The organism is Streptomyces seoulensis, from assembly GCF_004328625.1.
Classification (GTDB): Bacteria; Actinomycetota; Actinomycetes; order Streptomycetales; family Streptomycetaceae; genus Streptomyces; species Streptomyces seoulensis.
Genome location: NZ_CP032229.1, coordinates 3,498,397 through 3,524,952 on the forward strand (window position 1 = coordinate 3,498,397; position 26,556 = coordinate 3,524,952).

A 26,556-nucleotide genomic window follows, 5' to 3' on the forward strand; every position below is an offset into this window, starting at 1 on the left:
CCTCAGCCCCGCAGCTTGTAGCCGAAGCCGCGGACCGTCTCGATCCGGTCCTGGCCGATCTTCTGCCGCAGCCGCTGCACATGGACGTCGACGACGCGAGTGTCCCCGCCCCAGCCGTAGTCCCAGACCCGCTCCAGCAGCTTGTCCCGGGAGAGCACGGTGCCCGGCGCGCCGGAGAACTCCAGCAGCAGCCGCATCTCGGTCGGGGTGAGCGCCACCGGCTCCCCGGCCCGCCGCACCTCCATGCCGTCGGTGTCCACCTCCAGCTCGCCGAAGGTCAGCACTCCGTCGCTGTCCGCCGCGCCGTCCGGCCCGGCACCGGACGGGTGCCCGGCGTGCCCGAAGCGGCGCAGCACCGCCCGGATGCGGGCGACCAGCACCGCGCCGTCGAACGGCTTGGTCACGTAGTCGTCGGCGCCCGCCTCCAGGCCCAGCACCACGTCGATGGAGTCCGCCCGCGCCGACAGCATGATCACCGGCACCGTCGACTCGTCCCGGATACGGCGGCACAGGCTGACCCCGTCGAGGCCCGGCACCATCACGTCCAGCAGCGCGATGTCGGGCCGGTCGGCGCGGAACGCCGCGAGGCCCGACAGCCCGTCGGGCATGGCGGTGACCGCGAAGCCGTCCCGCTCCAGGGCGAGCTGGGTGGCCTCACGGATGACGTCGTCGTCCTCGACGAACAGGACGTGCGTGTGCTCTGGCATCCGGTGCTCTCAGTCCTCGTGGGTCCTCGTGGTCGGGCGGCGCGTCAGTCGCCGGGCACGGGGGTGGGCTGTTCGTGGCCCGCCGCCCCGCTGTAGTCCGTGTGCACGGGCTTGCCCGCCACGAACCGTCCCGCCTTCCACGTATAGGGGACGACGTCCTCGCCGGAGGGGCTGGAGATCGGGTCACCCCGGCTGTACACCTGCTTGGTCACGGTCAGCGCGCCCTGGTCGATCTCCGCGTAGACCGGAGACTCCTCGGTCTTGAACACGTTCCGGTACGAGCCTCCGCTCTCCCGGTACACATACGCGCCGATACCGACCGCGTCGGCGCAGGTCAGCACGTTGACCACGACGTCGGAGCGGTCCGAGTCGGTCAGGTCGCCGTAGGAGACGTCCACGGGGTAGTCGTCACCGCTGCCGCACGGCTTCAGCTCGTGCTTGACGGCCGCCGAGACCGCCGGGTCCCGCTTGAGCAGGCTCACCGCGTCCACGCGGTGGTAGCCGGCCGCCGGGCTGGGGGAGGGGGAGGCGGGTGCCGCGCCGGCCACGGCGGAGGCGTGCGCCGGGCCCTCGTCCCGCGCGCCGGTGCCCCCGGCGCCGCAGGCGGTCGCGGACATGCCGACGGCGGCGACCCCGGCCACCGCCAGGACCACCGCACGTACGCCTCGGACACGTCTGGGCCCCCCAGTCAGGCCGCGCAACGCTCCCGCTCCTCACGCTCCAGCGCGCGTGCATCCAGGTCGCGGGCCTCCAGCTCCTCGCGGAGCCGGGCGAGCGCCCGGTGCAGCGTGCTCTTGACCGTGCCCGCGGACATGCCGAGGGCCGCGGCCGTCTCTTCCGTGGACATCTGCTCCCAGTGTCGCAGGACCACGACACTTCGCTGCTTGGGAGCGAGCACCTTGAGGATGTCCATCAGCAGGGCGCGGTCGGCGTACTGCTCGGTGGAGTCCGCGACCGGGCCCTCGGGGAGCTGCTCGGTCGGCACCTCCTCCAGCTTGCGCGCCCGCCACCACTCCGTACGAGTGTTGATCATGACGCGGCGCAGATAGGCGTCGGCCAGCCGCTTGTCGGCGATGCCGTCCCAGCGGCCGTAGGTGCGGGCCAGCGCGGTCTGGAGCAGGTCCTGCGCGTCCACCGGGTCCGGCACCAGGCGGCGGGCACTGCGCAGCAGCGCGTCCTGCCGGGTCCGTACGTACTCCTCGAACTCGAGCACCTCGCCCTGCGCCATGATCCGACCGCCTTCCGTGTTCCCCGTCGCCCCGGTCGGTGCCGGGGCCTTCTTCCCGCCGGCCCGGTGGTCCGCCGGGCACGGAACGAAGCTACGGAGCGGTTGTCACGGGGTTGTCCGAGGAAGCCTGCGGCCGGCACTCGGCTGTCCGTCGGTTGTGTAACAGCCGTGAGGTGGGGGTAGGGAAGGCGCCCGTCATGTCCCTTTATGGGCTGCTTTGTTGGGGTGGTCGGGCCGTAACGGGCGGCCGGTGGCTGTGACTTTCCTGTGGGTCAGCCGAGCGGCAGCCGGTACATCCCGCCGGGCAGCGGCTCCACCAGACCGTCCGTGACGAGGCCGTCGAGCGCGCGGGCCCGCTGCACCGGCTCGTGCCACACCCGGTCCAGCGCGGTCTGCGGCACCGGGACATGCGCGTCCCGCAGCACCGCGAGCAGCTTCCCGCGCACCTGGCGGTCGGTGCCCGCGTACGTCTGCCCGCGCCGGGGCGGACCCTCGTGCTCCGGCTTGCCCGCGAGCCGCCAGGCGCACTGCGCGGCGATCGGGCAGCGGTGGCACTCCTCGTTCTTCGCCGTGCACACCAGCGCGCCCAGCTCCATGGATGCGGCCGCCCAGCGCGCGGCCGTGTCGTCCTCGTCGGGCAGCAGCTCGCGGGCGAGCCGGCGCTCGGCGGCCGTGGTGGCGTTCGGCGGGTAGCGCACCCCGGACACCGCCCGCGCGAACACCCGGCGCACATTGGTGTCCAGCACCGGGTGCCGCTGCCCGTACGCGAAGGAGGCCACGGCGGCGGCCGTGTACTCCCCGATGCCGGGCAGCGCCAGCAGCTGGGCGTGGTCGGTGGGTACGTCCCCGCCGTGCCGCTCCGTTATGGCGACGGCCGCGCCGTGCAGCCGGAGCGCGCGGCGCGGGTAGCCGAGCCGGCCCCAGGCGCGCACCGCCTCACCCGGCGGCTCCTTGGCCAGGTCGGCCGGGCGGGGCCAGCGGGCGAGCCACTGCTCGTAGACCGGCAGCACCCGGCTGACCGGGGTCTGCTGGAGCATGAACTCACTGACCATCACGCCCCAGGGCCCCGCTTCCGGGCGGCGCCAGGGGAGGTCGCGGGCGTGGGAGTCGAACCAGTCGATCACGGGGGCGTGAAGCTTCTCAGTCATGGCCTTCCGATCCTGCCACGCCGCACGCGGACCGTGTGGGTCACCGCCCGCGCACGGAGCGTCGCGCTCGGCACAAGATGCCGGTGCGGGAGGGAAGTTACCGGGATGATGATCCGGAAAAGTTGGTGCGAGGGCGGCGGGGGACGCGAGTCGTGGGCATGATCTCTCGTAGAGTTCCCGCGTGGGATCTCTGCGCAATCCGGTCGGGCCGCTTCCCTCCTCCATCTACTGGCGACGGAGGGTCGTCATCGTGTCCGTGATCGCCCTGGTGGCGCTCGTGGTCACCTGGATCGTCGTGTCCGGCGGCGGGGGAGGCAAGAACGGCGCGGGCGGCCCCGACGGCAAGAATCCCGCGTCCACGATCACGCCGGGTCCCACCTCCTCCGGCCCCGCGATCAGCCAACACCCGGGCGGACGCGACGAGTCGGGCGGCGGCGGCTCCGGCGACGGCGGCTCGGACGGCTCCGGTTCGGGCGACGGGTCCGGCTCGGACGGCTCCGGCGACGGCAGCGGCTCCGGCGACTCCGGTTCGGGTACGGGCGGTTCGGGCTCGGCGTCGGGCACGGGCGGCGGCGATGTCGGCACGGGCGACGCGCTGGCCGCGTCCTCCCCGCTCCCCGTGTGCGCGCCCGGCAAGGTCACGGTGAGCCTGCGCAGCAAGCACAACTCCTTCTCGCCCGACGAGACGCCCACCTTCGAACTCACCGTGCGCAACAGCTCGTCCGGCGACTGCAAGGTCGACCTCGGCCCCGAGCACACGGTCCTGCAGATCACCCCGGCCGACGGCGACGACCCCTACTGGGCCTCCGACGACTGCCCCCAGGGCGCCAAGAGCCTGATCTTCCGCGTCCCGGCCGAGGAGAGCATCACCTACACCGTGAAGTGGGACCGCCACCCCAGCGCCGCCAAGTGCGCCACCCCGCCCGCGGGCAAGGCCAAGCCGGGCACCTACCTGCTGGAGGCGAAGGCATCGGGCTTCACCAAGACGCAGACGTCGTTCGTCCTGTCGGCGGACTGAGGCAGTGCCCGGGAACTAGACGTAGCGCTCCAGGATGGAGGACTCGGCAAGCCGCGAGAGTCCCTCCCGCACGCTGCGGGCCCGCGCTTCTCCCACCCCGTCGACGGCCTGAAGATCATCCACGCTGGCGGCGAGCAGTTTCTGCAGTCCCCCGAAGTGCTCCACCAGCCGGTCGATGATCGCCCCCGGTAGCCGCGGAACCTTCGCCAGCAGCCGGAACCCGCGGGGCGACACCGCGGAGTCCAGCGACTCGGGAGAGGCGGTGTACCCCATCCCCCGTGCCACCGTGCCCAGTTCGAGCAGCTCCGCATGGCTCAGCGCGTCCAGCTCGAACAGCGCCTCCTCCACCGTGCGCGACCGCTTCGCCGTCGGTTCGGGCACGTAGTCCCGGACGACCAGCTCACGGTCGGGCTCGACCCCGGCGATCAGTTCCTCCAGCTGGAGCGCGAGCAGCCGCCCGTCCGTACCCAACTCGACCACGTACTCCGCGATCTCGGTGGCGATACGGCGGACCATCTCCAGGCGCTGCGCGACCGCGGAGACGTCCCGGACCGTCACCAGGTCCTCGATCTCCAGCGCGGACAGCGTGCCCGCGACCTCGTCCAGGCGGAGCTTGTACCGCTCCAGCGTGGCCAGCGCCTGGTTGGCGCGGGAGAGGATCGCCGCCGAGTCCTCCAGGACCCGGCGCTGCCCGTCGACGTACAGCGCGATCAGCCGCATCGACTGGGACACCGAGACCACGGGGAAACCGACCTGCTTGGAGACGCGGTCGGCGGTGCGGTGCCGGGTGCCGGTCTCCTCGGTGGGGATCGTGGGGTCCGGGACCAGCTGGACGCCGGCGCGCAGGATCTTCGACAGGTCCGAGGAGAGGACGATGCCGCCGTCCAGCTTGCACAGCTCGCGCAGCCGGGTCGCGGTGAACTCCACGTCCAGCACGAAACCGCCGGTGCACATCGCCTCGACCGTCTTGTCCCAGCCCAGCAGGATCAGGCCGCCGGTGTTGCCGCGCAGGACCCGCTCCAGACCGTCGCGCAGGGCGGTGCCCGGGGCTACGGCGCTCAGCGAGGCGCGCATCAGGCCATCGGCACCGGCACTCCCACCGGACTTTCCGGGAGCTGAAGCCCGGTCGTTGGCTGCCACTGCACTCCTCCGGTCGCAGGTTCTGACGCGCTTCCGTCACGGCACGCGTTTCGCACGGACGGGCGAGACCTGCGCAAAGTCTACCGGCGGTCCTCCGTCTCCCGCGGGGCCTCTCGGCGACGGGAGCGGGGCAGCACCCGCAGCGCGTCGCCCACGTCGGCCACCTCGACGACCTTCATCCCGGCCGGGACCTTGCCCGGATCGCCCGGTACGAGCGCGTGCGTGAAGCCCAGCCGGGCCGCCTCGGAGAGCCTGCGCTGCACGCCTGTGACGCGTCTTACCTCGCCGGCGAGACCCACCTCACCGATGGCGACCAGATTCTTCGGCAGCGGGGTGTCACTGGCCGCCGAGGCGAGCGCCAGCGCGATGGCCAGGTCGGCCGCCGGCTCGGAGAGCTTCACCCCGCCGACGGTCGCGGAGTAGATGTCCCGCTTGCCGAGCGCGCTGATCCGGCCGCGCTGCTCCAGCACCGCCAGCATCATGGAGACCCGCGAGGTCTCCAGGCCGGAGGTGGTGCGGCGGGGGGAGGGGATCTGGGAGTCCACGGTGAGCGCCTGCACCTCGGCCACCAGCGGGCGGCGCCCCTCCAGGGTCACGGTCAGACAGGTGCCGGGCACCGGCTCGGCGCGCCGGGTGAGGAAGAGGCCGCTGGGGTCGGCGAGGCCGGTGATGCCCTCGTCGTGCAGCTCGAAGCAGCCGACCTCGTCCGTCGCCCCGTACCGGTTCTTCACGCCGCGGACCAGGCGGAGGCGGGCGTGCCGGTCGCCCTCGAAGCTCAGGACCACGTCGACGAGGTGCTCCAGCAGGCGGGGGCCCGCGATGGCGCCGTCCTTGGTGACATGGCCGACCAGCAGGGTGGACATGCCGCGCTCCTTGGAGGCGCGGATCAGGGCGCCGGCCACCTCGCGGACCTGGGCCATGCCGCCGGGGGCGCCGTCGATCTCGGGGGAGGCGACCGTCTGCACCGAGTCCAGGATCAGCAGGGAGGGCTTGACCGCGTCCAAGTGGCCGAGCACGGCGGCCAGATCGGTCTCGGCGGCGAGGTAGAGGTGGTCGTGCAGGGCGCCGATGCGGTCGGCGCGCATCCGGACCTGGCTCGCGGACTCCTCGCCGGTCACGTAGAGGGTCCGGTGCTCCTCGCTCGCCGACTTGGCCGCCACGTCGAGCAGCAGCGTGGACTTGCCGACGCCGGGCTCGCCCGCGAGCAGCACGACCGCGCCGGGTACGAGTCCGCCGCCGAGCACCCGGTCCAGCTCGGGGACGCCGGTGGTGCGGGCGGTCGCCTGGCGGCCGTCGACCTGGCCGATGGGCAGGGCGGAGCTGGTGACGCGGCCCGGCGCCGTCGTACGCACCGCGGGCGCGCCGTACTCCTCGACCGTGCCCCACGCCTGGCACTCGGGGCAGCGGCCGAGCCACTTGGCCGTCTGCCAGCCGCACTCGGTGCAGCGGTAGGACGGACGCTCCTTGGCGGACTTGGTACGGGTGGCCATGCGGAAACCGTAGCCCCCGCCACTGACAACGCCCGCCGGCCGTTCTCGGAGGGCGCGCGAGCGGGGCGCACGCCGGGGCATCGGGGCGCACGCGGAGCGAACCGTTCCGGATGCCCTCCACCGGCTTCGCGCCCGCTCCCCGGAGCCCGGTGTCCCCTTATGAGGGATCGTTTCACCCGTACGGATTAAAAGTGCTCAAGGTGCAAGTAGGGGAACTCCGCCGACGCCTACGGTCGCACAGGTGATGAGCAGCACTCCGGAGACCACGACCCGCACCACCGGCGCACACCGGGCGCAACGGGCGCACCGGGAGGCGCGCGACCGATCCGCGGCGCGGAACATCGCCCAGCGGGCACCGTCGCGCCATGAGGCGTATCTGGACGGCCTGTTCACCTACTGCCTGTCGGTGCTGTGCGACCACGACGCGGCCACCGCCGCCCTCGGCGAGGTCCTCGTCATCGCCGAACGGCGTGGCCGCCGCGACCCGCAGACCCCCGGCGACCACCGGGCCTGGCTGTACGCGCTGGCCCGCTGGGCCTGTCTGCGCGGCCTCGCCCAGGCCCGCCGCAAACGGCAGGCCACCCACGCCGCCGGCCGCCCCGGCCCCGGCACCCCGGCGCCCGAACCCGCCCCGCCCGCCGAGGTGCTGGAACTGCGCCGCCGCGAACTCGCCCTGCTGGCCTGGCCGGAGGCGGCCGGGACCACGCCCGAGCAGCGCGAGGCGCTGGAACTCGCCGTCCGGCACAAGCTCGCCGCCCCCGAGGTCGCCGCCGTGCTCGGCCTGGAGCCCGCCGCCGCCCGCGAACTGCTGGCCTCCGCCGCCTGCGAGGTCGAACGCACCCGCGCCGCCCTCGCCGTGGTGGAGACCGGTGGCTGCCCGAGCGTGGCCCACCTGACCGGCGACAGCCAGCTGATGCTGAGCGCGGCCCTGCGCCGCGAGCTGGTCCGGCACGTCGACGACTGCCCGCGCTGCCGCCGTACCGCCGAGCGCGCCGTACCCGGCCGCTGGCCCGGCGCCGCCGTCACGCCGGCCGAGCTGCCCCTGCTCCCCGCGCCCCGTGCCGCCCTGCACTCCGCGCTCGCCCACCCGCCGCGCGCCCGGTCCGCCGCCGTGCCGCGCTTCGACCGGCGCGGCTTCCCGATGGACCCCAAGGACCGCGCGGCCCGCCGCGACAAGCTCCGCTCGCGTGCCGTCACCACGACCGTCGTCGCCACCGTGGTCGCCGCCCCGGTGTTCGCCCTGTGGGCCGCCTACCGGGGCGCGCCCACGATCGGCGGCGACGACAGCCCCGGCGCCGCCCGCGAGGCGGACGGCCCCGGCGTGCTCGGCGGCGACCCGGCGGGCGGCTACCAGAACGCGGGCAACGCCAGCGTGCAGCCCGGCACCCGGCCCGCCGAGAAGGGCAAGTCGGACGTCTCCGTGGAGGTCGTCAGCGTCAACGGCGCCGGGGACGCGGGCGCCGGCCGGCTCGCGGTAGCCGCCGCCCACCACGGCGACACCACGCTGATCACCCTCAGCGCCTCCGGCGACGCCCCGGTGCGCTGGTCCGCGACCACCTCCGCGCCCTGGCTCTACCTCAGCCGGTCCGCCGGCACCCTCGACCCGGGCGACTCGGTCACGGTCAAGGTGTACGTCGACCATCTGCGCGAGCCGTCGGGCCACTGGCGGGCCCGCGTGGCCGTCGCCCCGGCCGGCGCCGTCGTCACCATCGACGGCGACGGCCCGGCCCCCACTCCCTCGCGCCCGCAGCCCGGCACACCGGACCCGGACCCGACGACGCCGACCCCGCCGCCCTCCTCTTCTCCCCCGCCGAGCCAGTCCCCGCCGCCGTCCAGCAGCTCGCCGAGCCCGGACCCCGATCCCGACCCGTCCGACCCGCCCTCGTCCGACCCGCCGGACTCGTCCCCGCCGCCGGGCGACGACGAGGACACCCCGAGCCCGACCGACGGCTGAGGGGTCAGCTCGGGTCCGCCGGGTGCGGGGCGACCAGGGGCAGCTGGGAGGCCAGCCGCTGCTCGCACAGCTCGACCAGGCGGTCGTAGCCCGCCTTGCCCATCAGCTCGGTCAGCTCGGCCCGGTAGGAGACGTAGACCGGGTCGCCCGCGCCGTGCGCCGAGGTGGCCGAGGTGCACCACCAGTGCAGGTCGTGGCCGCCGGGGCCCCAGCCGCGCCGGTCGTACTCGCCGATGGACACCTGGAGGACGCGGGTGTCGTCGGGGCGGTCGATCCAGTCGTAGGTGCGGCGGATCGGCAGCTGCCAGCACACGTCCGGCTTGGTCTCCAGCGGCTCCCGGCCCTCCTTGAGCGCCAGGATGTGCAGCGAGCAGCCCGCGCCGCCCTCGAAGCCGGGCCGGTTCTGGAAGATGCACGAGCCCTCGAAGGGGCGCGTCTGCCGCGAGCCCTCCTCGTCCTCGGAGATCCAGCCGCCTTCCAGCCCCTCGTCGTGGTGCTGCCAGATGTCCGGGGTGAGCCGGGCCACGTGCTCCGCGACCCGCTTCTCGTCGTCCTCGTCGGAGAAGTGCGCGCCCAGCGTGCAGCAGCCGTCGGCCGCGCGGCCCGCCTGGATGCCCTGGCAGCCCTGGCCGAAGATGCAGGTCCAGCGGGAGGTCAGCCAGGTCAGGTCGCAGCGGAAGATCTGCTCGTCGTCGGCGGGGTCGGGGAACTCCACCCAGGCGCGCGCGAAATCGAGACCCTTCTCGTCGCCCTTGAGAGCCTTGTCGGCTTTGCGTGACCTGGTCGGCTTGTCAGGCTTGTCGACCTTCGCCTTTTTCGTCTTTGGCACCCGTCCAGGGTAAGTCGCGGCAGGGCCGTACGGGCACCGCGGACAGGGCTTCTGGCAGTAGCGTTTCGTCCATGAGACTCGGAGTCCTGGACGTGGGCTCGAACACGGTGCACCTGCTGGTGGTGGACGCCCACCCCGGCGCCCGCCCGCTGCCCGCCCACTCCCACAAGGCCGACCTGCGGCTCGCCCAACTCCTCGACGAAAGCGGCGCGATCGGCGACGAGGGCATCGAGAGCCTCGTCGCCGTCGTACGCGACGCCCTCCAGGCCGCCGAGGACAAGGGCGTCGAGGACCTGCTGCCGTTCGCCACCTCCGCCGTGCGCGACGCCCGCAACGCCGACGAGGTCCTCGCGCGCGTCGCCGACGAGACCGGCGTCCGCCTCCAGGTGCTCACCGGCGCCGAGGAGGCCCGGCTCACCTTCCTCGCCGTCCGCCGCTGGTTCGGCTGGTCCGCGGGCAAGCTGCTCGTCCTCGACATCGGCGGCGGCTCGCTGGAGATCGCCTACGGCATCGACGAGGAGCCCGACGCGGCAGCCTCCCTGCCGCTGGGCGCCGGGCGCCTCACCGCGGGCTGGCTGCGCCAGGACCCGCCGGCCGCCGACGAGGTGCGCGCGCTGCGCCGCCACGCGCGCGCGGAGATCGCCCGTACCGTCGGCGAGTTCAGCCGGTTCGGCGCCCCGGACCATGTCGTCGCCACCTCCAAGACCTTCAAGCAGCTCGCCCGGATCGCGGGCGCCGCGCGGGACGCCGACGGCCTCTACGTCCAGCGCGAGCTGAAGCGGGAGTCGCTGGAGGCGTGGGTGCCCCGGCTCGCCGCGATGACCGCGGCGCAGCGGGCCGAGCTGCCCGGCGTCTCCGAGGGGCGGGCCGGGCAGATCCTCGCCGGCGCGCTGGTGGCCGAGGGTGCGATGGACCTGTTCGGCGTGGAGAGCCTGGAGATCTGCCCGTGGGCGCTGCGCGAGGGCGTGATCCTGCGGCGCCTGGACCACATGGGCTCGGTGTGAGCGGTGCGCGATGGCGAAGCTCACACCGGCCCCGGGACACCCCTCGCCCCCGGTACCCCACCCCGTAAGGTGTGTCCGTGGCTGAACCAAGGGACGTAAAGGTCGCCCTGTCGACGGCCTCGGTCTACCCGGAGTCGACGGCGACGGCCTTCGAGATCGCCGCGCGCCTCGGCTACGACGGCGTCGAGGTCATGGTGTGGACCGACCCCGTCAGCCAGGACATCGAGGCGCTGCGCCGTCTCTCCGACCACCACGGCGTGCCGGTCCTCGCCGTGCACGCGCCCTGCCTGCTGATCACCCAGCGGGTCTGGTCCACCGACCCCTGGACCAAGCTGCGCCGCGCCCAGGCGGCCGCCGAGAAGCTGGGCGCCTCCACCGTCGTCGTCCACCCGCCCTTCCGCTGGCAGCGGCAGTACGCCCGCGAGTTCGTCGACGGCATCTGGCGCATGGCCGACGAGACCGACGTGCGGTTCGCCGTCGAGAACATGTATCCGTGGCGCTACCGCGACCGCGAGATGCTCGCCTACGCCCCCGAGTGGGACGTCACCAAGGACGACTACCGGCACTTCACGATCGACCTCAGCCACACCGCGACCGCCCGCACCGACGCCCTCGGCATGATCGACCGCATGGGCGACCGGCTCGGCCACGTCCACCTCGCCGACGGCCGCGGCTCCGCCAAGGACGAGCACCTGGTGCCGGGGCGCGGCACCCAGCCCTGCGCCGAACTGCTGGACCGCCTCACCCGCACCGGCTTCGACGGCCATGTCGTCATCGAGGTCAACACCCGCCGGGCCATGTCCAGCGCCGAACGCGAGGCCGACCTCGCCGAGGCCCTCGCCTTCACCCGCCACCACCTCGCGGCCGGCGCCGGGGTGTCCCGGCCGTGAGCGAGCCCACCGCACGGCGCCGGGGACGGCCCCCGCGCGCCGAGTCCGGCGACACCCGCGACCGCATCCTGGGCGCCGCCCGCGAGGAGTTCTCCGAACGCGGCTACGAGAAGACCTCCGTACGCGGCATCGCCAAGGCCGCCGGGGTCGACTCCGCGCTGGTCCACCACTACTTCGGCACCAAGGAGCAGGTCTTCGAGGCCGCCGTCGCGGTCGCCTTCGCGCCCGCCCTCGCCGCACCGGACGCGATCGCCGAGGGCCCGCTGGACTCGGTGGGGGAGCGGCTGACCCGGTTCGTGCTGGGCGTGTGGGAGAACCCCGCGACCCGTACGCCGCTGCTGGCCATCGTCCGCTCCGCCGTCAACAACGACACCGCCGCCGCCGTGTTCCGCCGGCTGATCGCCGCGCAGTTGCTGCGCCGGATCGCCGGGCGGCTGGAGGTGCCGGACGCCGAACTGCGGGTCGAGCTGGCCGCCGCGCAACTGGTCGGCACGGCCATGCTCCGCTACGTGATCAAGGTGGAGCCGCTGGCCTCGGCCGACCTGGAGCGGATCGTGGCCCGGCTGGCGCCGGTGGTGCAGGGGCATCTCACGGGGGAGTGAGGGGGGAGCGGGGTTGAGGGGGCGCGCCGGGGAGGCGGTGCGGGACGCGCGGGGAGTGCGGCACGGGGCGCGTGGGAGGCCGGGCGTCAAGACGTCCGTCCCGCATTCCGGACACTTCGTCCCGGCCCGTGGATGACCGGCGTACGCTCGGGAGCAGTCAGAAGTCTCTCTGACCCGTCTTCTCAAGAAGGAGCGAGCGACGATGCCCGAGCTGAGGTCCCGCACAGTCACCCACGGCCGCAACATGGCGGGCGCCCGCGCCCTTATGCGTGCCTCGGGTGTACCCGGTGCGGACATCGGCCGCAAGCCCGTCATCGCGGTCGCCAACTCCTTCACCGAGTTCGTGCCCGGCCACACCCACCTCCAGCCGGTCGGCCGCATCGTCAGCGAGGCGATCACGGCGGCCGGGGGCATCCCGCGCGAGTTCAACACCATCGCCGTGGACGACGGCATCGCGATGGGCCACGGCGGCATGCTCTACTCCCTGCCCTCCCGCGACCTGATCGCGGACTCGGTGGAGTACATGGTGGAGGCCCACTGCGCCGACGCCCTGGTCTGCATCTCCAACTGCGACAAGATCACGCCGGGCATGCTGATGGCCGCGCTGCGCCTGAACATCCCGACCGTGTTCGTCTCCGGCGGGCCCATGGAGTCCGGCCGCGCCACCCTGGTCGACGGCACCGTGCGCACGCTGGACCTGGTCGACGCGATCTCCGACGCGGTCAACGACAAGATCTCCGACGAGGACATCCTCCGCATCGAGGAGAACGCCTGCCCGACCTGCGGCAGCTGTTCCGGCATGTTCACCGCCAACTCGATGAACTGCCTCACCGAGGCCATCGGCCTCTCCCTGCCCGGCAACGGCTCGGTCCTCGCCACCCACACCGCCCGCCGCGCCCTCTACGAGAACGCCGCCCGCACGGTCATGGACATCACCCGCCGGTACTACGAGCAGGACGACGAGACGGTCCTGCCCCGCGCCATCGCCTCCTTCGCGGCCTTCGAGAACGCGATGGCGCTGGACATCGCCATGGGCGGCTCCACCAACACGATCCTGCACCTGCTGGCCGCCGCCCAGGAGGCGGGCGTCCCCTTCGCCCTCCCGGAGATCGACGCCGTCTCCCGCCGCGTCCCGTGCCTGGCCAAGGTCGCGCCCAACGTGGCGAAGAACCGCACGTACTACATGGAGGACGTGCACCGCGCCGGCGGCATCCCCGCCCTCCTCGGCGAACTGCACCGCGCGGGCCTGCTCAACGAGGACGTGACTTCCGTCCACAGCCCGTCCCTGGCCGACTGGCTGAAGACCTGGGACGTGCGCGGCGGCTCCCCGTCCGCCGAGGCCGTCGAGCTGTGGCACGCGGCCCCCGGCTGCGTCCGCTCCGCCGAAGCCTTCTCCCAGTCCGAGCGCTGGGACTCCCTGGACGACGACGCCGAGGGCGGCTGCATCCGCTCCGCCGAGCACGCCTACTCCAAGGACGGCGGCCTCGCCGTCCTCAAGGGCAACCTCGCCGTCGACGGCTGCGTGGTGAAGACCGCCGGCGTCGACGAGTCGGTGTGGACCTTCGAGGGGCCCGCCGTGGTCTGCGAGTCCCAGGAGGAGGCCGTCCAGCGCATCCTGACCCAGGAGGTCAAGGACGGCGACGTGGTCGTCATCCGCTACGAGGGCCCCAAGGGCGGCCCCGGCATGCAGGAGATGCTCTACCCGACCTCGTACCTCAAGGGCCGCGGCCTCGGGAAGACCTGCGCCCTGATCACCGACGGCCGCTTCTCCGGCGGCACCTCGGGCCTCTCCATCGGCCACGCCTCCCCCGAAGCGGCCTCCGGCGGCACCATCGCCCTGGTCCAGGACGGCGACCGCATCCGCATCGACATCCCGAACCGCACCATCGACCTCCTGGTGGACGACGCCGAACTCGCCCGCCGCGAAGCCGGGTTGAACGGCGTCTACGCCCCCGCCGACCGCACCCGCAAGGTCTCCGCGGCCCTGCGCGCCTACGCGGCCATGGCCACCAGCGCCGACAAGGGCGCCGTCCGCGACGTCTCCCTCCTGGGCTGACTTCTCCGCCCGGTCCGGCGGCCGGTGTGCTCCACGCTCACCAGGCCGCCGGATCAGCCGTGTCCACCGCGAACACCGACCCGTCCGGCGCCCCCGCGTACACATGGCCCGACGCCAGCACCGGCGTCGGCAGCCCCGCCGTCACCCGGTCCGCCCGCGCTCCGAGCCGGGGACGGGTCTGGCCCGCGAGGGTGCCCCGGCGGACGTCCACCGCCAGCAGCCTCCCGTCGGCGGCCGAGAAGTAGACCCGCCGCCCGTCCGTCACCGGCGCCGAACCCCGGCTCACCGTCGTCTCCAGGTGCCACACCGGCTTGCCCGCGCCCATGTCCACCGCGTCCAGGCCCCCGTTGGCCGCGAGCAGGTACACCACCCCGTCCCGCACGGTGGCCTGGGCGTCCGGCCGGGGCCCCAGCAGCGGCACCCGGCGCGTGGCGCCCGACTTCACCTCGTACCGCACCAGCCCCTTGGTGTCGCCGTACACCGGGTCGTCGTCGACGAAGTACACGAACCCGCCCTCGGCGCCCACCGGTTCGACCATCCCGGACATCCGCTCGCTCCACCGCACGGCCCCGGACACCGGGTCGAACGCCGTGACCCGGGTACTCCGCCCGTCCGCCGAGGTCGCCGTCGCGTACCCGTCCGCCCCGGCGCCGAAGGTGTCGATCCGCGGCCGGGTACCGTCCGGCAACGGCAGCCGCCACTTCTCCTTCCCCGAACCGCTCTCCGCCCCCATGACCACCCCGTCCGCCCGGGTCGTCACCAGCGTGTCCCCGATGTACCGCGTCCCGGTGTCCCCGGTCAGCTCCCGCTCCCCCCGCGTACGCCCCGTCCCCGGATCGAGCGCCGTCAGCCGCCCGCTCTGGTTCCGCAGCCGCAGCAACCCGTCCGACACCACCGGCGGATCACTCCACAACGCCCCCGCGAACGCCCGCCGCCACACCACGGACCCCTTCACCGGGTCCAGTGCGAAGACCGCCCCCTTCGCCGTGCACAGCAGCCTCCCCGCGCCGAGCACGCACCGGGGAGCGCCGGGCACCCCGGCCACCACCTCGGACCGCCACCCGCCGAACCCGGCCGCCGTCGACACCGCCGGAGCCGCCTGCGGCCGCGCCCCCTGCCCGGCCCCGGCCCACTGCACCGAGCCCACCACCCCGCCGACGGCCAGCACCGCGGCGGTCGCCGCGAGCACCGCCCGCCCACGCCACCGGTGCCGCCTCGGCGCGGCCGACTCAGGCCCCGCATCTTTCGGCGGGGCCGCCCCGTCCCCGTCCGCCGCTCCCTCCCGCTGTGCCGGTATGAACGCCTGCGTGTCGTACGACGCCGCCACCGAACGCAGCGCCAGCATCAGCTCGTCCGGCGTCGGCCGGTCCTCCGGCTCCTTCGCCAGACACCGCCGTACCAGCGGCGCGAGATCCTGCGGCACCCCGGTCAGCTCCGGCTCGTCGTGCACCACCTGATAGGCGACGACATAGGGACTGTCCGAGTCGAACGGCCCCTGCCCGGTCGCCGCGTGCACGATCACCGACCCGAGCGCGAACACGTCCGCCGCCGGTCCCACCTCCCGGGGCCGCCGGAACTGCTCCGGCGCCATGAACGGCGGCGTACCGATCAACTTCCCTGTCTCGGTGCGCAGTTCGCTGTCCTTCGGCCGGGAGATCCCGAAGTCGATCACCTTCGGTCCGTCCTCGGCCAGCAGCACGTTCCCCGGCTTGAGATCCCGGTGCACCACACCGACCCGGTGGATGTCCCGCAGCGCCTCGGCGAGCCCGGCCATCAGCCGCCGCACCTGCGCGGGTTCCAGCGGACCGTTCCGCTTCACCTGCTGTGACAACGTCGGCCCGGGAATGAACAGCGTCGCCATCCACGGCCGCGCCGCCTCCGGGTCCGCGTCCACCACCGGCGCGGTGAACGCACCGCTCACCCGCCGCGCGGCCGCCACCTCCTGCCGGAACCGCCCCCTGAACTCGGGGTCCCGCGCGAACTCCGCGTGCACCACCTTCACCGCCACCCGCATCCCGGAGGCGCTGCGGGCCAGATGCACCACACCCATCCCGCCGGAACCGAGCCGCGACTCCAGCCGGTAGTGGCCGTCGTACTCCGGAAGTTCCGCTTCCGCGCCGGCTCCGGTGCTGTGCCGTGGCGCCATGGACCACCCCCGTGCTCATCGGCCGCGCGCGCGACGAAAAGGAGCCTATTCGATTGCCCGTACGACACCGAGGCGGCTTGCTAACCTCCGCCTGCGAGTCGCGGCGCAGCCGTGGCCCGCCCGCCCGTCCGGCACCGCTGAACGATGCCCGGCGAGCGGTGTCATCACCCCGTGGCCGTCACGGGGTGACACGGGGGAGGTATCTCATGTCCGACGACCACGCACCCACGATCCTGGCCGAACCGGCGGCGGCCACCGCCACCACCACCGCGCCCCGCTTCCCGATCGCACCCGGCTCGGCCCTGAACGTCCGCAGCGGCCCCGGCACCGGCTACGGCGTGGTCCGCACGCTGCCCGCCGGCTCCAGCGTCACTGTCTACTGCCAGACGCCCGGCACCACGGTGACCGGCCCGTACGGCACCACGAAGATCTGGGACAACATCGGCTCCGGCGAGTACGTCTCCGACGCCTATGTGCACACCGGCAGCGACGGCTATGTGACCGGCCGCTGCGGCTGACGCCCCGCCCCGGAGCCCGCCGGACGGCGGAGCCATAATCGACGTGTGAGCGACGAGACCGGCACCGACACCGCCCCGGCGGGCTCCCCGGGCGGCCCCCGCCCCGAACCCCTCCGCTTCTTCGGCACGACCTGGGTGGACCACACCGGCGGCTATGCGGTCCGCCGCGCCGCCGTCGCCCTCGGCGCCCTCGCCGCGGCCGCCGTCTCCTGCCTGATCCTGCGCCTCGCCTACCAGGGCCTCCAGATCGCCGGTACCGGTTCCTTCGTGACCGTCCTGGTCATCGCCATGTTCGCGGTGTGCAGCGCGCTCGCCTTCCGCACCACCTGGGACAACTTCGGCCGCCGCCCCGACCCCGAGCGCCAGGCCCGCCTGCGCGGCCTGCTCGCCGTCGGCTTCGTCGGCACCCTCCTCGCCTGGTCCGCCCGCGCCTGCACCGAGGCCCCCGGCGAGAAACTGCACCGCACCGAGTACGACACGGCGCGCGCCGAGTACGAGCGCATCCACTCCCGGCGCACGGGCAACCCGGCGAAGGCCCGCAAGAAGCGCCGCGCCTGACCTCACGGGCGGCACCGGGGCGAGCGGCACCAATTCACTGTTCCCGCCGCCCCCGCGCCGAGCACCATGGGCGGTATGACCGCACCAGAGGCCCCCACCGCAAGCGCCCGCGCGCATTCCTTCAACGCGGCCGCCGCACAGTACGCCGCGAACCGCCCCTCCTATCCACCCGCGCTCTTCGACACCATCGAGGAACTCACCGGCCGACCCCTGACCGGAGTCCGGGCCGTGGACGTGGGCGCGGGCACCGGCATCGCCAGCGAGCTGCTGCACCGGCGGGGCGCCGACGTGCTCGCCGTCGAGCCGGGCGCGGGCATGGCCGCCGAGTTCCGCCGCCGGAACCCGCACCTCCCGCTGGTCCGGGGCAGCGGCGACGCCCTCCCCGTGGCCGACTCCCAGGCCGACCTCATCACCTACGCCCAGGCATGGCACTGGACCGACACGGCCCGCTCGGTGCCGGAGGCGCTGCGTGTGCTGCGGCCGGGCGGCGCGCTCGCGCTCTGGTGGAACACCGACCCCACGGACGTCGACTGGATCACCGCGGCCGCCACGCGCGCCGCCCGCTTCCTCGGTCTGCCCACGCACACCGAGCGGCGCAAGGCCGCCGACCGCGCCGCCGCAGCCGATCCCAGCGGCCGGCTCGACTTCGTCCGGCGCTCGGTGCGCTGGAGCCGTCACGTGCCGCTCGACACCCACCTGGCCAACATCGGCAGTCATTCCGCTTTCCTCCTCGCCCCCGAGCCCGCCCGCACCGAGTTCTTCGACGCCGAGCGCGCCCACCTGATCAAGGTCTTCCCCGACGGCCTGGTCGAGGAGACGTACGAAGTGGTTCTGCTCGTCGCCACCGCCCCGGAACCCCCGACCCGCCCCTGACCAGCCCCGGAGCCGACCCTGACGCATCCCTGAGCCGAAACGGGCCGACCCTGACACGCGCCGTTGACGGCACCTCTTGACGGCACTACGGCTCGGGCACATTATTCATCACGTGATGAATAATGTGCCCGAGCCACCCCAACAGACGGCACCCGACGCCGTCCACGCCGCCGGCCTCACCGTCGTACGCGGCACCCGCACCGTCCTGCACGACCTCCGCTTCACCGTCCCCCGGGGCCGGATCACCGGCCTGCTCGGCCCCTCCGGCTGCGGCAAGTCCACGCTGATCCGCGCCATCACCGGCACCCAGGCCAAGGTCACCGGCACTCTCGACGTCCTCGGCAGCCCTGCGGGACACCCCACCCTGCGCAGCCGCATCGGCTACGTCACCCAGGCCCCCTCGGTCTACGACGACCTCACCGTCGAGCAGAACCTCGACTACTTCGCCGCGATGCTCGACCCCGGCCGCGCCGCCGCAGACCGCCGCCGCGAACACGTCACCCGCGCCCTCGCCGACGTCGACCTCACCAGCCACGCCGACGCCCTCGCCGGCAACCTCTCCGGCGGACAGCGCAGCCGCGTCTCCCTCGCCGTCGCCCTCCTCGGCACCCCCGACCTGCTCGTCCTCGACGAACCGACCGTCGGCCTCGACCCCGTACTCCGCCGCGACCTCTGGAACCTCTTCCACGGACTCGCCGACCGCGGCACCACCCTCCTCGTCTCCTCCCACGTCATGGACGAGGCGGAGCGCTGCCACCGCCTCCTCCTCATGCGCGAAGGACGCGCCCTCGCCGACGACACCCCCGAGAACCTGCGCACCCGCACCGCCACCGACACCGTGGAGGCCGCCTTCCTGCGCCTCGTCGACGAAGCGGACGACCGCACCAAGGAGCCGACCCGATGAGCACGACGACCCCGGCCGCCCCCACCGCCCTCTTCAGCACCGCCCGCACCACCGCCACCGCGGCCCGCGTCCTGCGCCAGCTCCGCCACGACCCCAGGACCATCGCCCTGATGCTCCTCGTGCCGTGCCTGATGCTGGTCCTGCTGCGCTACGTCTTCGACGCCAGCCCGCGCACCTTCGACAACATCGGCGCCTCACTGCTCGGCATCTTCCCGCTGATCACGATGTTCCTGGTGACCTCCATCGCCACCCTGCGCGAACGCACCTCCGGCACCCTCGAACGACTCCTCGCGATGCCCCTCGGCAAGGCCGACCTCATCGCCGGCTACGCGCTCGCCTTCGGCACCGTCGCCGTCGTCCAGTCCGCCCTCGCCACCGGCCTCGCCGTCTGGCTCCTCGGCCTGGACGTCACCGGCTCGCCCTGGCTGCTCCTGCTGGTCGCCCTCCTGGACGCCCTGCTCGGCACCGCCCTCGGCCTCTTCGTCTCGGCCTTCGCCGCCTCGGAGTTCCAGGCGGTGCAGTTCATGCCGGCGGTGATCTTCCCCCAGCTCCTCCTGTGCGGCCTCTTCACGCCGCGCGCGGACATGCACCCTCTATTGGAGGCCGTTTCCGACGTCCTGCCCATGTCCTATGCCGTCGACGGCATGAACGAGGTCCTCCACCACACCGACTTGACCTCGGCCTTCCTCCGGGACGTACTGATCGTCGCCGGATGCGCGCTCCTGGTCCTCGTCCTCGGCGCGGCCACCCTGCGCCGCCGCACCGACTGAAGGGCCGCGTCCGCCCACCGGACAAACGCCCCACCCGCCGCGGCCCCGGTGCGAGGATGAACCGCATGAGCCAGAAAGTCGCAGTCCTCGGCACCGGAAAGATCGGCGAAGCCCTGCTCAGCGGGATGATCCGGGGCGGCTGGGCACCCGCCGACCTCCTGGTCACCGCCCGCTGCCCGGAGCGCGCCGAAGAACTCCGCACCCGCCATGGCGTCACCCCGGTCAGCAACACCGAGGCCGCCAAGAGCGCCGACACCCTGATCCTCACGGTCAAGCCGCAGGACATGGGCGCCCTCCTGGACGAACTCGCCCCCCATGTCCCCGCCGACCGGCTGATCATCAGCGGCGCCGCGGGCATCCCCACCTCCTTCTTCGAGGAGCGGCTCGCCGAGGGCACCCCGGTCGTCCGGGTCATGACGAACACCCCGGCCCTGGTGGACGAGGCCATGTCCGTCATCTCCCCGGGCAGCCACGCCACCGAGGACCACGTCGCCACCGCCGAGGAGATCTTCGGCGCCGTGGGCCAGACGCTCCGCGTCCCCGAGGGCCAGCAGGACGCCTGCACCGCGCTCTCGGGTTCGGGCCCGGCGTACTTCTTCTATCTGGTCGAGGCCATGACGGACGCGGGCATCCTGCTCGGCCTGCCGCGCGACAAGGCCCACGAGCTGATCGTGCAGTCCGCGATCGGCGCCGCGACGATGCTCCGCGACAGCGGCGAGCACCCGGTCAAGCTCCGCGAGAACGTGACCTCGCCGGCGGGTACGACCATCAGCGCCATCCGCGAGCTGGAGAACCACGGGGTACGGGCCGCGCTCATCGCGGCCCTGGAGGCGGCCCGCGACCGCAGCCGCGAGCTGGCCTCCGGCAAGAAGGACTGACCCCGGCAAGATCTTCGCTGGAGGGGGTTGACACCCCCTCCACGGATGCGTAATGTACTCCGAGCTGTCCGACGTGAGCGCCGACTCCGGTCGGTCCCCGGACAGCCATCTCGCAAGACCACTACTCATCGACACTCAGCTGTCGCATGCTCGTGCGCGCATTTGCGAAATGAGGAATCCGTGTTCGAAAGGACGCGGCCCCCGATTAGCTCGGGAGCCGGGAATCCGCTAAAGTCTCACTCGTCGGAACGGCCCAGCGGGCCGGGAAGACAACCCCCTCTGACTGGGAATCAGACGCCGAAAGGATCTGATAGAGTCGGAACCGCCGGAAAGGGAAACGCGAAAGCGAAGAACTGGAAAGCTACCGAGGAAATCGGATCGGAAAAAGATCTGATAGAGTCGGAAACACCGAAGGGAAGCCCGGAGGAAAGCCCGAGAGGGTGAGTACAAAGGAAGCGACCGTTCCTTGAGAACTCAACAGCGTGCTAAAAGTCAACGCCAGATATGTTGATAACCCCGTCTCCAGTCACTGACTGGGACGAGGTTCCTTTGAAAAAACACAGCGAGGACGCTGTGAACCATCGGACTATTCCTCCGATGGTTCCGCTCTCGTGTGTGTCGACCGGATTACCGGTAAACATTCACGGAGAGTTTGATCCTGGCTCAGGACGAACGCTGGCGGCGTGCTTAACACATGCAAGTCGAACGATGAACCACTTCGGTGGGGATTAGTGGCGAACGGGTGAGTAACACGTGGGCAATCTGCCCTTCACTCTGGGACAAGCCCTGGAAACGGGGTCTAATACCGGATAACACTGCGGATCGCATGGTCTGCGGTTAAAAGCTCCGGCGGTGAAGGATGAGCCCGCGGCCTATCAGCTTGTTGGTGAGGTAATGGCTCACCAAGGCGACGACGGGTAGCCGGCCTGAGAGGGCGACCGGCCACACTGGGACTGAGACACGGCCCAGACTCCTACGGGAGGCAGCAGTGGGGAATATTGCACAATGGGCGAAAGCCTGATGCAGCGACGCCGCGTGAGGGATGACGGCCTTCGGGTTGTAAACCTCTTTCAGCAGGGAAGAAGCGAAAGTGACGGTACCTGCAGAAGAAGCGCCGGCTAACTACGTGCCAGCAGCCGCGGTAATACGTAGGGCGCAAGCGTTGTCCGGAATTATTGGGCGTAAAGAGCTCGTAGGCGGCTTGTCACGTCGATTGTGAAAGCCCGAGGCTTAACCTCGGGTCTGCAGTCGATACGGGCTAGCTAGAGTGTGGTAGGGGAGATCGGAATTCCTGGTGTAGCGGTGAAATGCGCAGATATCAGGAGGAACACCGGTGGCGAAGGCGGATCTCTGGGCCATTACTGACGCTGAGGAGCGAAAGCGTGGGGAGCGAACAGGATTAGATACCCTGGTAGTCCACGCCGTAAACGGTGGGCACTAGGTGTTGGCGACATTCCACGTCGTCGGTGCCGCAGCTAACGCATTAAGTGCCCCGCCTGGGGAGTACGGCCGCAAGGCTAAAACTCAAAGGAATTGACGGGGGCCCGCACAAGCAGCGGAGCATGTGGCTTAATTCGACGCAACGCGAAGAACCTTACCAAGGCTTGACATACACCGGAAAGCATCAGAGATGGTGCCCCCCTTGTGGTCGGTGTACAGGTGGTGCATGGCTGTCGTCAGCTCGTGTCGTGAGATGTTGGGTTAAGTCCCGCAACGAGCGCAACCCTTGTTCTGTGTTGCCAGCATACCCTTCGGGGTGATGGGGACTCACAGGAGACTGCCGGGGTCAACTCGGAGGAAGGTGGGGACGACGTCAAGTCATCATGCCCCTTATGTCTTGGGCTGCACACGTGCTACAATGGCAGGTACAATGAGCTGCGAAACCGTGAGGTGGAGCGAATCTCAAAAAGCCTGTCTCAGTTCGGATTGGGGTCTGCAACTCGACCCCATGAAGTCGGAGTTGCTAGTAATCGCAGATCAGCATTGCTGCGGTGAATACGTTCCCGGGCCTTGTACACACCGCCCGTCACGTCACGAAAGTCGGTAACACCCGAAGCCGGTGGCCCAACCCCTTGTGGGAGGGAGCTGTCGAAGGTGGGACTGGCGATTGGGACGAAGTCGTAACAAGGTAGCCGTACCGGAAGGTGCGGCTGGATCACCTCCTTTCTAAGGAGCACTTCTTACCAACTTCGGTTGGTCAGGGGCCAGTACATCGGCGAATGTTCGATGCTGGTTGCTCATGGGTGGAACGTTGACTATTCGGCACACTTCACTGACTTTCTCCTAGTACTGCTTCGGCGTGGAACGGATGGAAGCGGAGAAGGGTGTCGGGCACGCTGTTGGGTGTCTGAGGGAATGAATCCCCTCTTTCGCCGGCCCCAGTGCACTCGAACCGGTTGGTTCGGGGTGATGGGTGGCTGGTCGTTGTTTGAGAACTGCACAGTGGACGCGAGCATCTGTGGCCAAGTTTTTAAGGGCGCACGGTGGATGCCTTGGCACCAGGAACCGATGAAGGACGTGGGAGGCCACGATAGTCCCCGGGGAGCCGTCAACCAGGCTTTGATCCGGGGGTTTCCGAATGGGGAAACCCGGCAGTCGTCATGGGCTGTCACCCGCTGCTGAACACATAGGCAGTGTGGAGGGAACGAGGGGAAGTGAAACATCTCAGTACCCTCAGGAAGAGAAAACAACCGTGATTCCGGGAGTAGTGGCGAGCGAAACCGGATGAGGCCAAACCGTATACGTGTGAGACCCGGCAGGGGTTGCGTGTGCGGGGTTGTGGGATCTCTCTTCTGTCGTCTGCCGGCGACAGGACGAGTCAGAAACCGTTGATGTAGGCGAAGGACATGCGAAAGGTCCGGCGTAGAGGGTAAGACCCCCGTAGTCGAAACATCAGCGGCTCGTTTGAGAGACACCCAAGTAGCACGGGGCCCGAGAAATCCCGTGTGAATCTGGCGGGACCACCCGCTAAGCCTAAATATTCCCTGGTGACCGATAGCGGATAGTACCGTGAGGGAATGGTGAAAAGTACCGCGGGAGCGGAGTGAAATAGTACCTGAAACCGTGTGCCTACAAGCCGTGGGAGCGTCGCGCATTGAGTTTACTCAGTGCGTCGTGACTGCGTGCCTTTTGAAGAATGAGCCTGCGAGTTTGCGGTGTGTTGCGAGGTTAACCCGTGTGGGGAAGCCGTAGCGAAAGCGAGTCCGAATAGGGCGATTCAGTAGCGCGCTCAAGACCCGAAGCGGAGTGATCTAGCCATGGGCAGGTTGAAGCGGAGGTAAGACTTCGTGGAGGACCGAACCCACCAGGGTTGAAAACCTGGGGGATGACCTGTGGTTAGGGGTGAAAGGCCAATCAAACTCCGTGATAGCTGGTTCTCCCCGAAATGCATTTAGGTGCAGCGTCGTGTGTTTCTTGCCGGAGGTAGAGCACTGGATAGGCGATGGGCCCTACCGGGTTACTGACCTTAGCCAAACTCCGAATGCCGGTAAGTGAGAGCACGGCAGTGAGACTGTGGGGGATAAGCTCCATGGTCGAGAGGGAAACAGCCCAGAGCATCGACTAAGGCCCCTAAGCGTACGCTAAGTGGGAAAGGATGTGGAGTCGCAGAGACAACCAGGAGGTTGGCTTAGAAGCAGCCACCCTTGAAAGAGTGCGTAATAGCTCACTGGTCTAGTGATTCCGCGCCGACAATGTAGCGGGGCTCAAGCGTACCGCCGAAGTCGTGTCATTCATACAATAGGGCCAACGCCTGTATGGATGGGTAGGGGAGCGTCGTGTGCCGGGTGAAGCAGCCGCGGAAGCGAGTTGTGGACGGTTCACGAGTGAGAATGCAGGCATGAGTAGCGATACAAACGTGAGAAACGTTTGCGCCGATTGACTAAGGGTTCCTGGGTCAAGCTGATCTGCCCAGGGTAAGTCGGGACCTAAGGCGAGGCCGACAGGCGTAGTCGATGGATAACCGGTTGATATTCCGGTACCCGCTGTGAAGCGTCAAACATCGAGCATCGTGATGCTAAGGCCGTGAAGCCGTTCCGGACCCTTCGGGGAATGGAAAGTGGTGGAGCCGCCAGCCCAAGCGGTTAGTAGGTGAGTGATGGGGTGACGCAGGAAGGTAGTCCAGCCCAGGCGGTGGTTGTCCTGGGGTAAGGGTGTAGGACGCAAGGTAGGCAAATCCGCCTTGCACATAGTCTGAGACCTGATGCCGAGCCGATTGTGGTGAAGTGGATGATCCTATGCTGTCGAGAAAAGCCTCTAGCGAGTTTCATGGCGGCCCGTACCCTAAACCGACTCAGGTGGTCAGGTAGAGAATACCGAGGCGTTCGGGTGAACTATGGTTAAGGAACTCGGCAAAATGCCCCCGTAACTTCGGGAGAAGGGGGGCCATCACTGGTGATCGGATTTGCTCCGTGAGCTGGGGGTGGCCGCAGAGACCAGCGAGAAGCGACTGTTTACTAAAAACACAGGTCCGTGCGAAGCCGTAAGGCGATGTATACGGACTGACGCCTGCCCGGTGCTGGAACGTTAAGGGGACCGGTTAGTCACTCTTCGGGGTGGCGAAGCTGAGAACTTAAGCGCCAGTAAACGGCGGTGGTAACTATAACCATCCTAAGGTAGCGAAATTCCTTGTCGGGTAAGTTCCGACCTGCACGAATGGCGTAACGACTTCTCGACTGTCTCAACCATAGGCCCGGTGAAATTGCACTACGAGTAAAGATGCTCGTTTCGCGCAGCAGGACGGAAAGACCCCGGGACCTTTACTACAGTTTGATATTGGTGTTCGGTTCGGCTTGTGTAGGATAGCTGGGAGACTTTGAAGCATGCACGCCAGTGTGTGTGGAGTCGTCGTTGAAATACCAGTCTGGTCGTGCTGGATGTCTAACCTGGGTCCGTGATCCGGATCAGGGACAGTGTCTGATGGGTAGTTTAACTGGGGCGGTTGCCTCCTAAAGAGTAACGGAGGCGCCCAAAGGTTCCCTCAGCCTGGTTGGCAATCAGGTGTTGAGTGTAAGTGCACAAGGGAGCTTGACTGTGAGACCGACGGGTCGAGCAGGGACGAAAGTCGGGACTAGTGATCCGGCGGTGGCTTGTGGAAGCGCCGTCGCTCAACGGATAAAAGGTACCCCGGGGATAACAGGCTGATCTTCCCCAAGAGTCCATATCGACGGGATGGTTTGGCACCTCGATGTCGGCTCGTCGCATCCTGGGGCTGGAGTCGGTCCCAAGGGTTGGGCTGTTCGCCCATTAAAGCGGTACGCGAGCTGGGTTTAGAACGTCGTGAGACAGTTCGGTCCCTATCCGCTGTGCGCGTAGGAATATTGAGAAGGGCTGTCCCTAGTACGAGAGGACCGGGACGGACGAACCTCTGGTGTGCCAGTTGTCCTGCCAAGGGCATGGCTGGTTGGCTACGTTCGGGAGGGATAACCGCTGAAAGCATCTAAGCGGGAAGCCTGCTTCGAGATGAGTATTCCCACCTCCTTGAGAGGGTAAGGCTCCCAGTAGACGACTGGGTTGATAGGCCAGATATGGAAGCCTGGTAACGGGTGGAGTTGACTGGTACTAATAGGCCGAGGGCTTGTCCTCAGTTGCTCGCGTCCACTGTGTTGGTTCTGAAACCACGAACAGCCTCATGTGCCACACATGACGGTTTGATTGTTTCATAGTGTTTCGGTGGTCATAGCGTGAGGGAAACGCCCGGTTACATTCCGAACCCGGAAGCTAAGCCTCACAGCGCCGATGGTACTGCAGGGGGGACCCTGTGGGAGAGTAGGACGCCGCCGAACTAATTTTAAGAGAAAACCCCCGCACCTTTTGGTGCGGGGGTTTTCTGCGTTTAGGGTCGG

Annotated in this window: 20 protein-coding genes and 3 rRNA genes; 15 read left to right on the forward strand and 8 right to left on the reverse strand. The window is 69.8% G+C overall.

The features are described from left to right. Nucleotides 1–2 precede the first annotated feature (2 nt). From cseB to D0Z67_RS16305, 4 genes are all read right to left on the reverse strand, one after another. A complete protein-coding gene (cseB, locus tag D0Z67_RS16290) occupies nt 3–707 on the reverse strand; it encodes a two-component system response regulator CseB (RefSeq protein ID WP_031182795.1) in 705 nt (234 codons plus the stop codon). Nucleotides 708–751: 44 nt separating this feature from the next. Beyond that, a complete protein-coding gene (locus tag D0Z67_RS16295; RefSeq protein WP_031182796.1) occupies nt 752–1,408 on the reverse strand; it encodes a hypothetical protein in 657 nt (218 codons plus the stop codon). Beyond that, nucleotides 1,396–1,935 carry a SigE family RNA polymerase sigma factor gene (locus D0Z67_RS16300; RefSeq protein ID WP_031182797.1) on the reverse strand — a complete coding sequence of 180 codons (540 nt, stop codon included), beginning with the start codon at nt 1,933–1,935 and terminating at the stop codon, nt 1,396–1,398. Before D0Z67_RS16300 ends, D0Z67_RS16295 begins: the two co-directional genes overlap by 13 nt. Before the next feature lie 272 nt (nt 1,936–2,207). After that, a complete protein-coding gene (locus D0Z67_RS16305; protein ID WP_031182798.1) occupies nt 2,208–3,083 on the reverse strand; it encodes an HhH-GPD family protein in 876 nt (291 codons plus the stop codon). Between the two features lie 181 nt (nt 3,084–3,264). On the opposite strand from D0Z67_RS16305, the gene D0Z67_RS16310 reads away from it, so the two are divergent. Beyond that, the gene (locus tag D0Z67_RS16310) at nt 3,265–4,101 is read left to right on the forward strand and encodes a hypothetical protein (protein ID WP_031182799.1); all 837 of its coding nucleotides are present in this window, start codon (nt 3,265–3,267) and stop codon (nt 4,099–4,101) included. 15 nt (nt 4,102–4,116) lie between these two features. On the opposite strand, the gene disA is transcribed toward D0Z67_RS16310, so the two are convergent. Both disA and radA read right to left on the reverse strand, forming a co-directional pair. Further along, complete coding sequence (gene disA / locus D0Z67_RS16315; protein WP_031182800.1) at nt 4,117–5,241, reverse strand: DNA integrity scanning diadenylate cyclase DisA; 1,125 nt, start codon at nt 5,239–5,241, stop codon at nt 4,117–4,119. An 80-nt stretch (nt 5,242–5,321) separates the two neighbouring features. Further along, complete coding sequence (gene radA / locus D0Z67_RS16320) at nt 5,322–6,731, reverse strand: DNA repair protein RadA (protein WP_031182801.1); 1,410 nt, start codon at nt 6,729–6,731, stop codon at nt 5,322–5,324. A gap of 244 nt (nt 6,732–6,975) precedes the next feature. Here radA and D0Z67_RS16325 point away from each other — a divergent pair, with 244 nt between their 5' ends. Beyond that, the gene (locus tag D0Z67_RS16325) at nt 6,976–8,685 is read left to right on the forward strand and encodes a BACON domain-containing protein (RefSeq protein ID WP_031182802.1); all 1,710 of its coding nucleotides are present in this window, start codon (nt 6,976–6,978) and stop codon (nt 8,683–8,685) included. A gap of 4 nt (nt 8,686–8,689) precedes the next feature. Here D0Z67_RS16325 and D0Z67_RS16330 read toward each other — a convergent pair whose 3' ends face one another. Further along, nucleotides 8,690–9,514 carry a DUF3109 family protein gene (locus D0Z67_RS16330; RefSeq protein WP_031182803.1) on the reverse strand — a complete coding sequence of 275 codons (825 nt, stop codon included), beginning with the start codon at nt 9,512–9,514 and terminating at the stop codon, nt 8,690–8,692. A 71-nt stretch (nt 9,515–9,585) separates the two neighbouring features. Here D0Z67_RS16330 and D0Z67_RS16335 point away from each other — a divergent pair, with 71 nt between their 5' ends. The 4 genes from D0Z67_RS16335 to ilvD all read left to right on the forward strand — a co-directional run bounded on the left by D0Z67_RS16335 (nt 9,586) and on the right by ilvD (nt 14,066). Further along, nucleotides 9,586–10,518, forward strand: a complete 933-nt coding sequence (locus D0Z67_RS16335; RefSeq protein ID WP_031182804.1) for a Ppx/GppA family phosphatase — start codon at nt 9,586–9,588, stop codon at nt 10,516–10,518. 77 nt (nt 10,519–10,595) lie between these two features. Further along, a complete protein-coding gene (locus D0Z67_RS16340; RefSeq protein WP_031182805.1) occupies nt 10,596–11,408 on the forward strand; it encodes a sugar phosphate isomerase/epimerase family protein in 813 nt (270 codons plus the stop codon). Continuing rightward, on the forward strand, nt 11,405–12,010 hold the full coding sequence (locus D0Z67_RS16345) for a TetR/AcrR family transcriptional regulator (protein WP_031182806.1): 606 nt from the start codon (nt 11,405–11,407) through the stop codon (nt 12,008–12,010). The genes D0Z67_RS16340 and D0Z67_RS16345 overlap by 4 nt, the downstream gene beginning before the upstream one ends. Nucleotides 12,011–12,212: 202 nt before the next feature. Continuing rightward, entirely contained in the window at nt 12,213–14,066 is a 1,854-nt protein-coding gene (gene ilvD, locus D0Z67_RS16350) for a dihydroxy-acid dehydratase (protein WP_031182807.1), read from the forward strand. A gap of 37 nt (nt 14,067–14,103) precedes the next feature. On the opposite strand, the gene D0Z67_RS16355 is transcribed toward ilvD, so the two are convergent. Continuing rightward, nucleotides 14,104–16,212 carry a serine/threonine-protein kinase gene (locus D0Z67_RS16355; RefSeq protein ID WP_031182808.1) on the reverse strand — a complete coding sequence of 703 codons (2,109 nt, stop codon included), beginning with the start codon at nt 16,210–16,212 and terminating at the stop codon, nt 14,104–14,106. A 206-nt stretch (nt 16,213–16,418) separates the two neighbouring features. Between D0Z67_RS16355 and D0Z67_RS16360 the strand changes: the two genes are divergently transcribed. The 9 genes from D0Z67_RS16360 to rrf all read left to right on the forward strand — a co-directional run bounded on the left by D0Z67_RS16360 (nt 16,419) and on the right by rrf (nt 26,496). Next, nucleotides 16,419–16,730 (forward strand): SH3 domain-containing protein, encoded by a 312-nt coding sequence (locus D0Z67_RS16360; protein WP_031182809.1) that lies wholly within the window; start codon nt 16,419–16,421, stop codon nt 16,728–16,730. 45 nt (nt 16,731–16,775) lie between these two features. After that, nucleotides 16,776–17,288, forward strand: a complete 513-nt coding sequence (locus tag D0Z67_RS16365; protein WP_031182810.1) for a hypothetical protein — start codon at nt 16,776–16,778, stop codon at nt 17,286–17,288. A 75-nt stretch (nt 17,289–17,363) separates the two neighbouring features. Next, nucleotides 17,364–18,161 (forward strand): class I SAM-dependent methyltransferase, encoded by a 798-nt coding sequence (locus D0Z67_RS16370; RefSeq protein ID WP_031182811.1) that lies wholly within the window; start codon nt 17,364–17,366, stop codon nt 18,159–18,161. A 115-nt stretch (nt 18,162–18,276) separates the two neighbouring features. After that, nucleotides 18,277–19,065: an ABC transporter ATP-binding protein gene (locus D0Z67_RS16375; RefSeq protein ID WP_131589660.1), complete on the forward strand. Its 789-nt coding sequence runs from the start codon at nt 18,277–18,279 to the stop codon at nt 19,063–19,065. Beyond that, a complete protein-coding gene (locus D0Z67_RS16380; protein ID WP_031182813.1) occupies nt 19,062–19,835 on the forward strand; it encodes an ABC transporter permease in 774 nt (257 codons plus the stop codon). Before D0Z67_RS16375 ends, D0Z67_RS16380 begins: the two co-directional genes overlap by 4 nt. A gap of 65 nt (nt 19,836–19,900) precedes the next feature. Next, the gene (gene proC / locus D0Z67_RS16385; protein ID WP_031182814.1) at nt 19,901–20,713 is read left to right on the forward strand and encodes a pyrroline-5-carboxylate reductase; all 813 of its coding nucleotides are present in this window, start codon (nt 19,901–19,903) and stop codon (nt 20,711–20,713) included. A gap of 640 nt (nt 20,714–21,353) precedes the next feature. Beyond that, nucleotides 21,354–22,879: ribosomal RNA gene (locus D0Z67_RS16395) — 16S ribosomal RNA — on the forward strand. Between the two features lie 294 nt (nt 22,880–23,173). After that, nucleotides 23,174–26,296 (forward strand): 23S ribosomal RNA (locus tag D0Z67_RS16400). Nucleotides 26,297–26,379: 83 nt separating this feature from the next. Then, nucleotides 26,380–26,496, forward strand: a 5S ribosomal RNA gene (gene rrf / locus D0Z67_RS16405). Together the 16S, 23S and 5S rRNA genes form the textbook arrangement of a ribosomal RNA operon. Nucleotides 26,497–26,556 lie beyond the last annotated feature (60 nt).

What these genes read in the sequence shown, in the direction of transcription:
- cseB (WP_031182795.1), bottom strand. Translation starts at nt 707, where the DNA reads ATGCCAGAGCACACGCACGTCCTGTTCGTCGAGGACGACGACGTCATC.
- D0Z67_RS16300 (WP_031182797.1), bottom strand. Translation starts at nt 1,935, where the DNA reads ATGGCGCAGGGCGAGGTGCTCGAGTTCGAGGAGTACGTACGGACCCGG.
- D0Z67_RS16305 (WP_031182798.1), bottom strand. Translation starts at nt 3,083, where the DNA reads ATGACTGAGAAGCTTCACGCCCCCGTGATCGACTGGTTCGACTCCCAC.
- radA (WP_031182801.1), bottom strand. Translation starts at nt 6,731, where the DNA reads ATGGCCACCCGTACCAAGTCCGCCAAGGAGCGTCCGTCCTACCGCTGC.
- D0Z67_RS16325 (WP_031182802.1), top strand. Translation starts at nt 6,976, where the DNA reads ATGAGCAGCACTCCGGAGACCACGACCCGCACCACCGGCGCACACCGG.
- D0Z67_RS16335 (WP_031182804.1), top strand. Translation starts at nt 9,586, where the DNA reads ATGAGACTCGGAGTCCTGGACGTGGGCTCGAACACGGTGCACCTGCTG.
- ilvD (WP_031182807.1), top strand. Translation starts at nt 12,213, where the DNA reads ATGCCCGAGCTGAGGTCCCGCACAGTCACCCACGGCCGCAACATGGCG.
- D0Z67_RS16355 (WP_031182808.1), bottom strand. Translation starts at nt 16,212, where the DNA reads ATGGCGCCACGGCACAGCACCGGAGCCGGCGCGGAAGCGGAACTTCCG.
- D0Z67_RS16360 (WP_031182809.1), top strand. Translation starts at nt 16,419, where the DNA reads ATGTCCGACGACCACGCACCCACGATCCTGGCCGAACCGGCGGCGGCC.
- D0Z67_RS16370 (WP_031182811.1), top strand. Translation starts at nt 17,364, where the DNA reads ATGACCGCACCAGAGGCCCCCACCGCAAGCGCCCGCGCGCATTCCTTC.
- D0Z67_RS16375 (WP_131589660.1), top strand. Translation starts at nt 18,277, where the DNA reads ATGAATAATGTGCCCGAGCCACCCCAACAGACGGCACCCGACGCCGTC.
- D0Z67_RS16380 (WP_031182813.1), top strand. Translation starts at nt 19,062, where the DNA reads ATGAGCACGACGACCCCGGCCGCCCCCACCGCCCTCTTCAGCACCGCC.
- proC (WP_031182814.1), top strand. Translation starts at nt 19,901, where the DNA reads ATGAGCCAGAAAGTCGCAGTCCTCGGCACCGGAAAGATCGGCGAAGCC.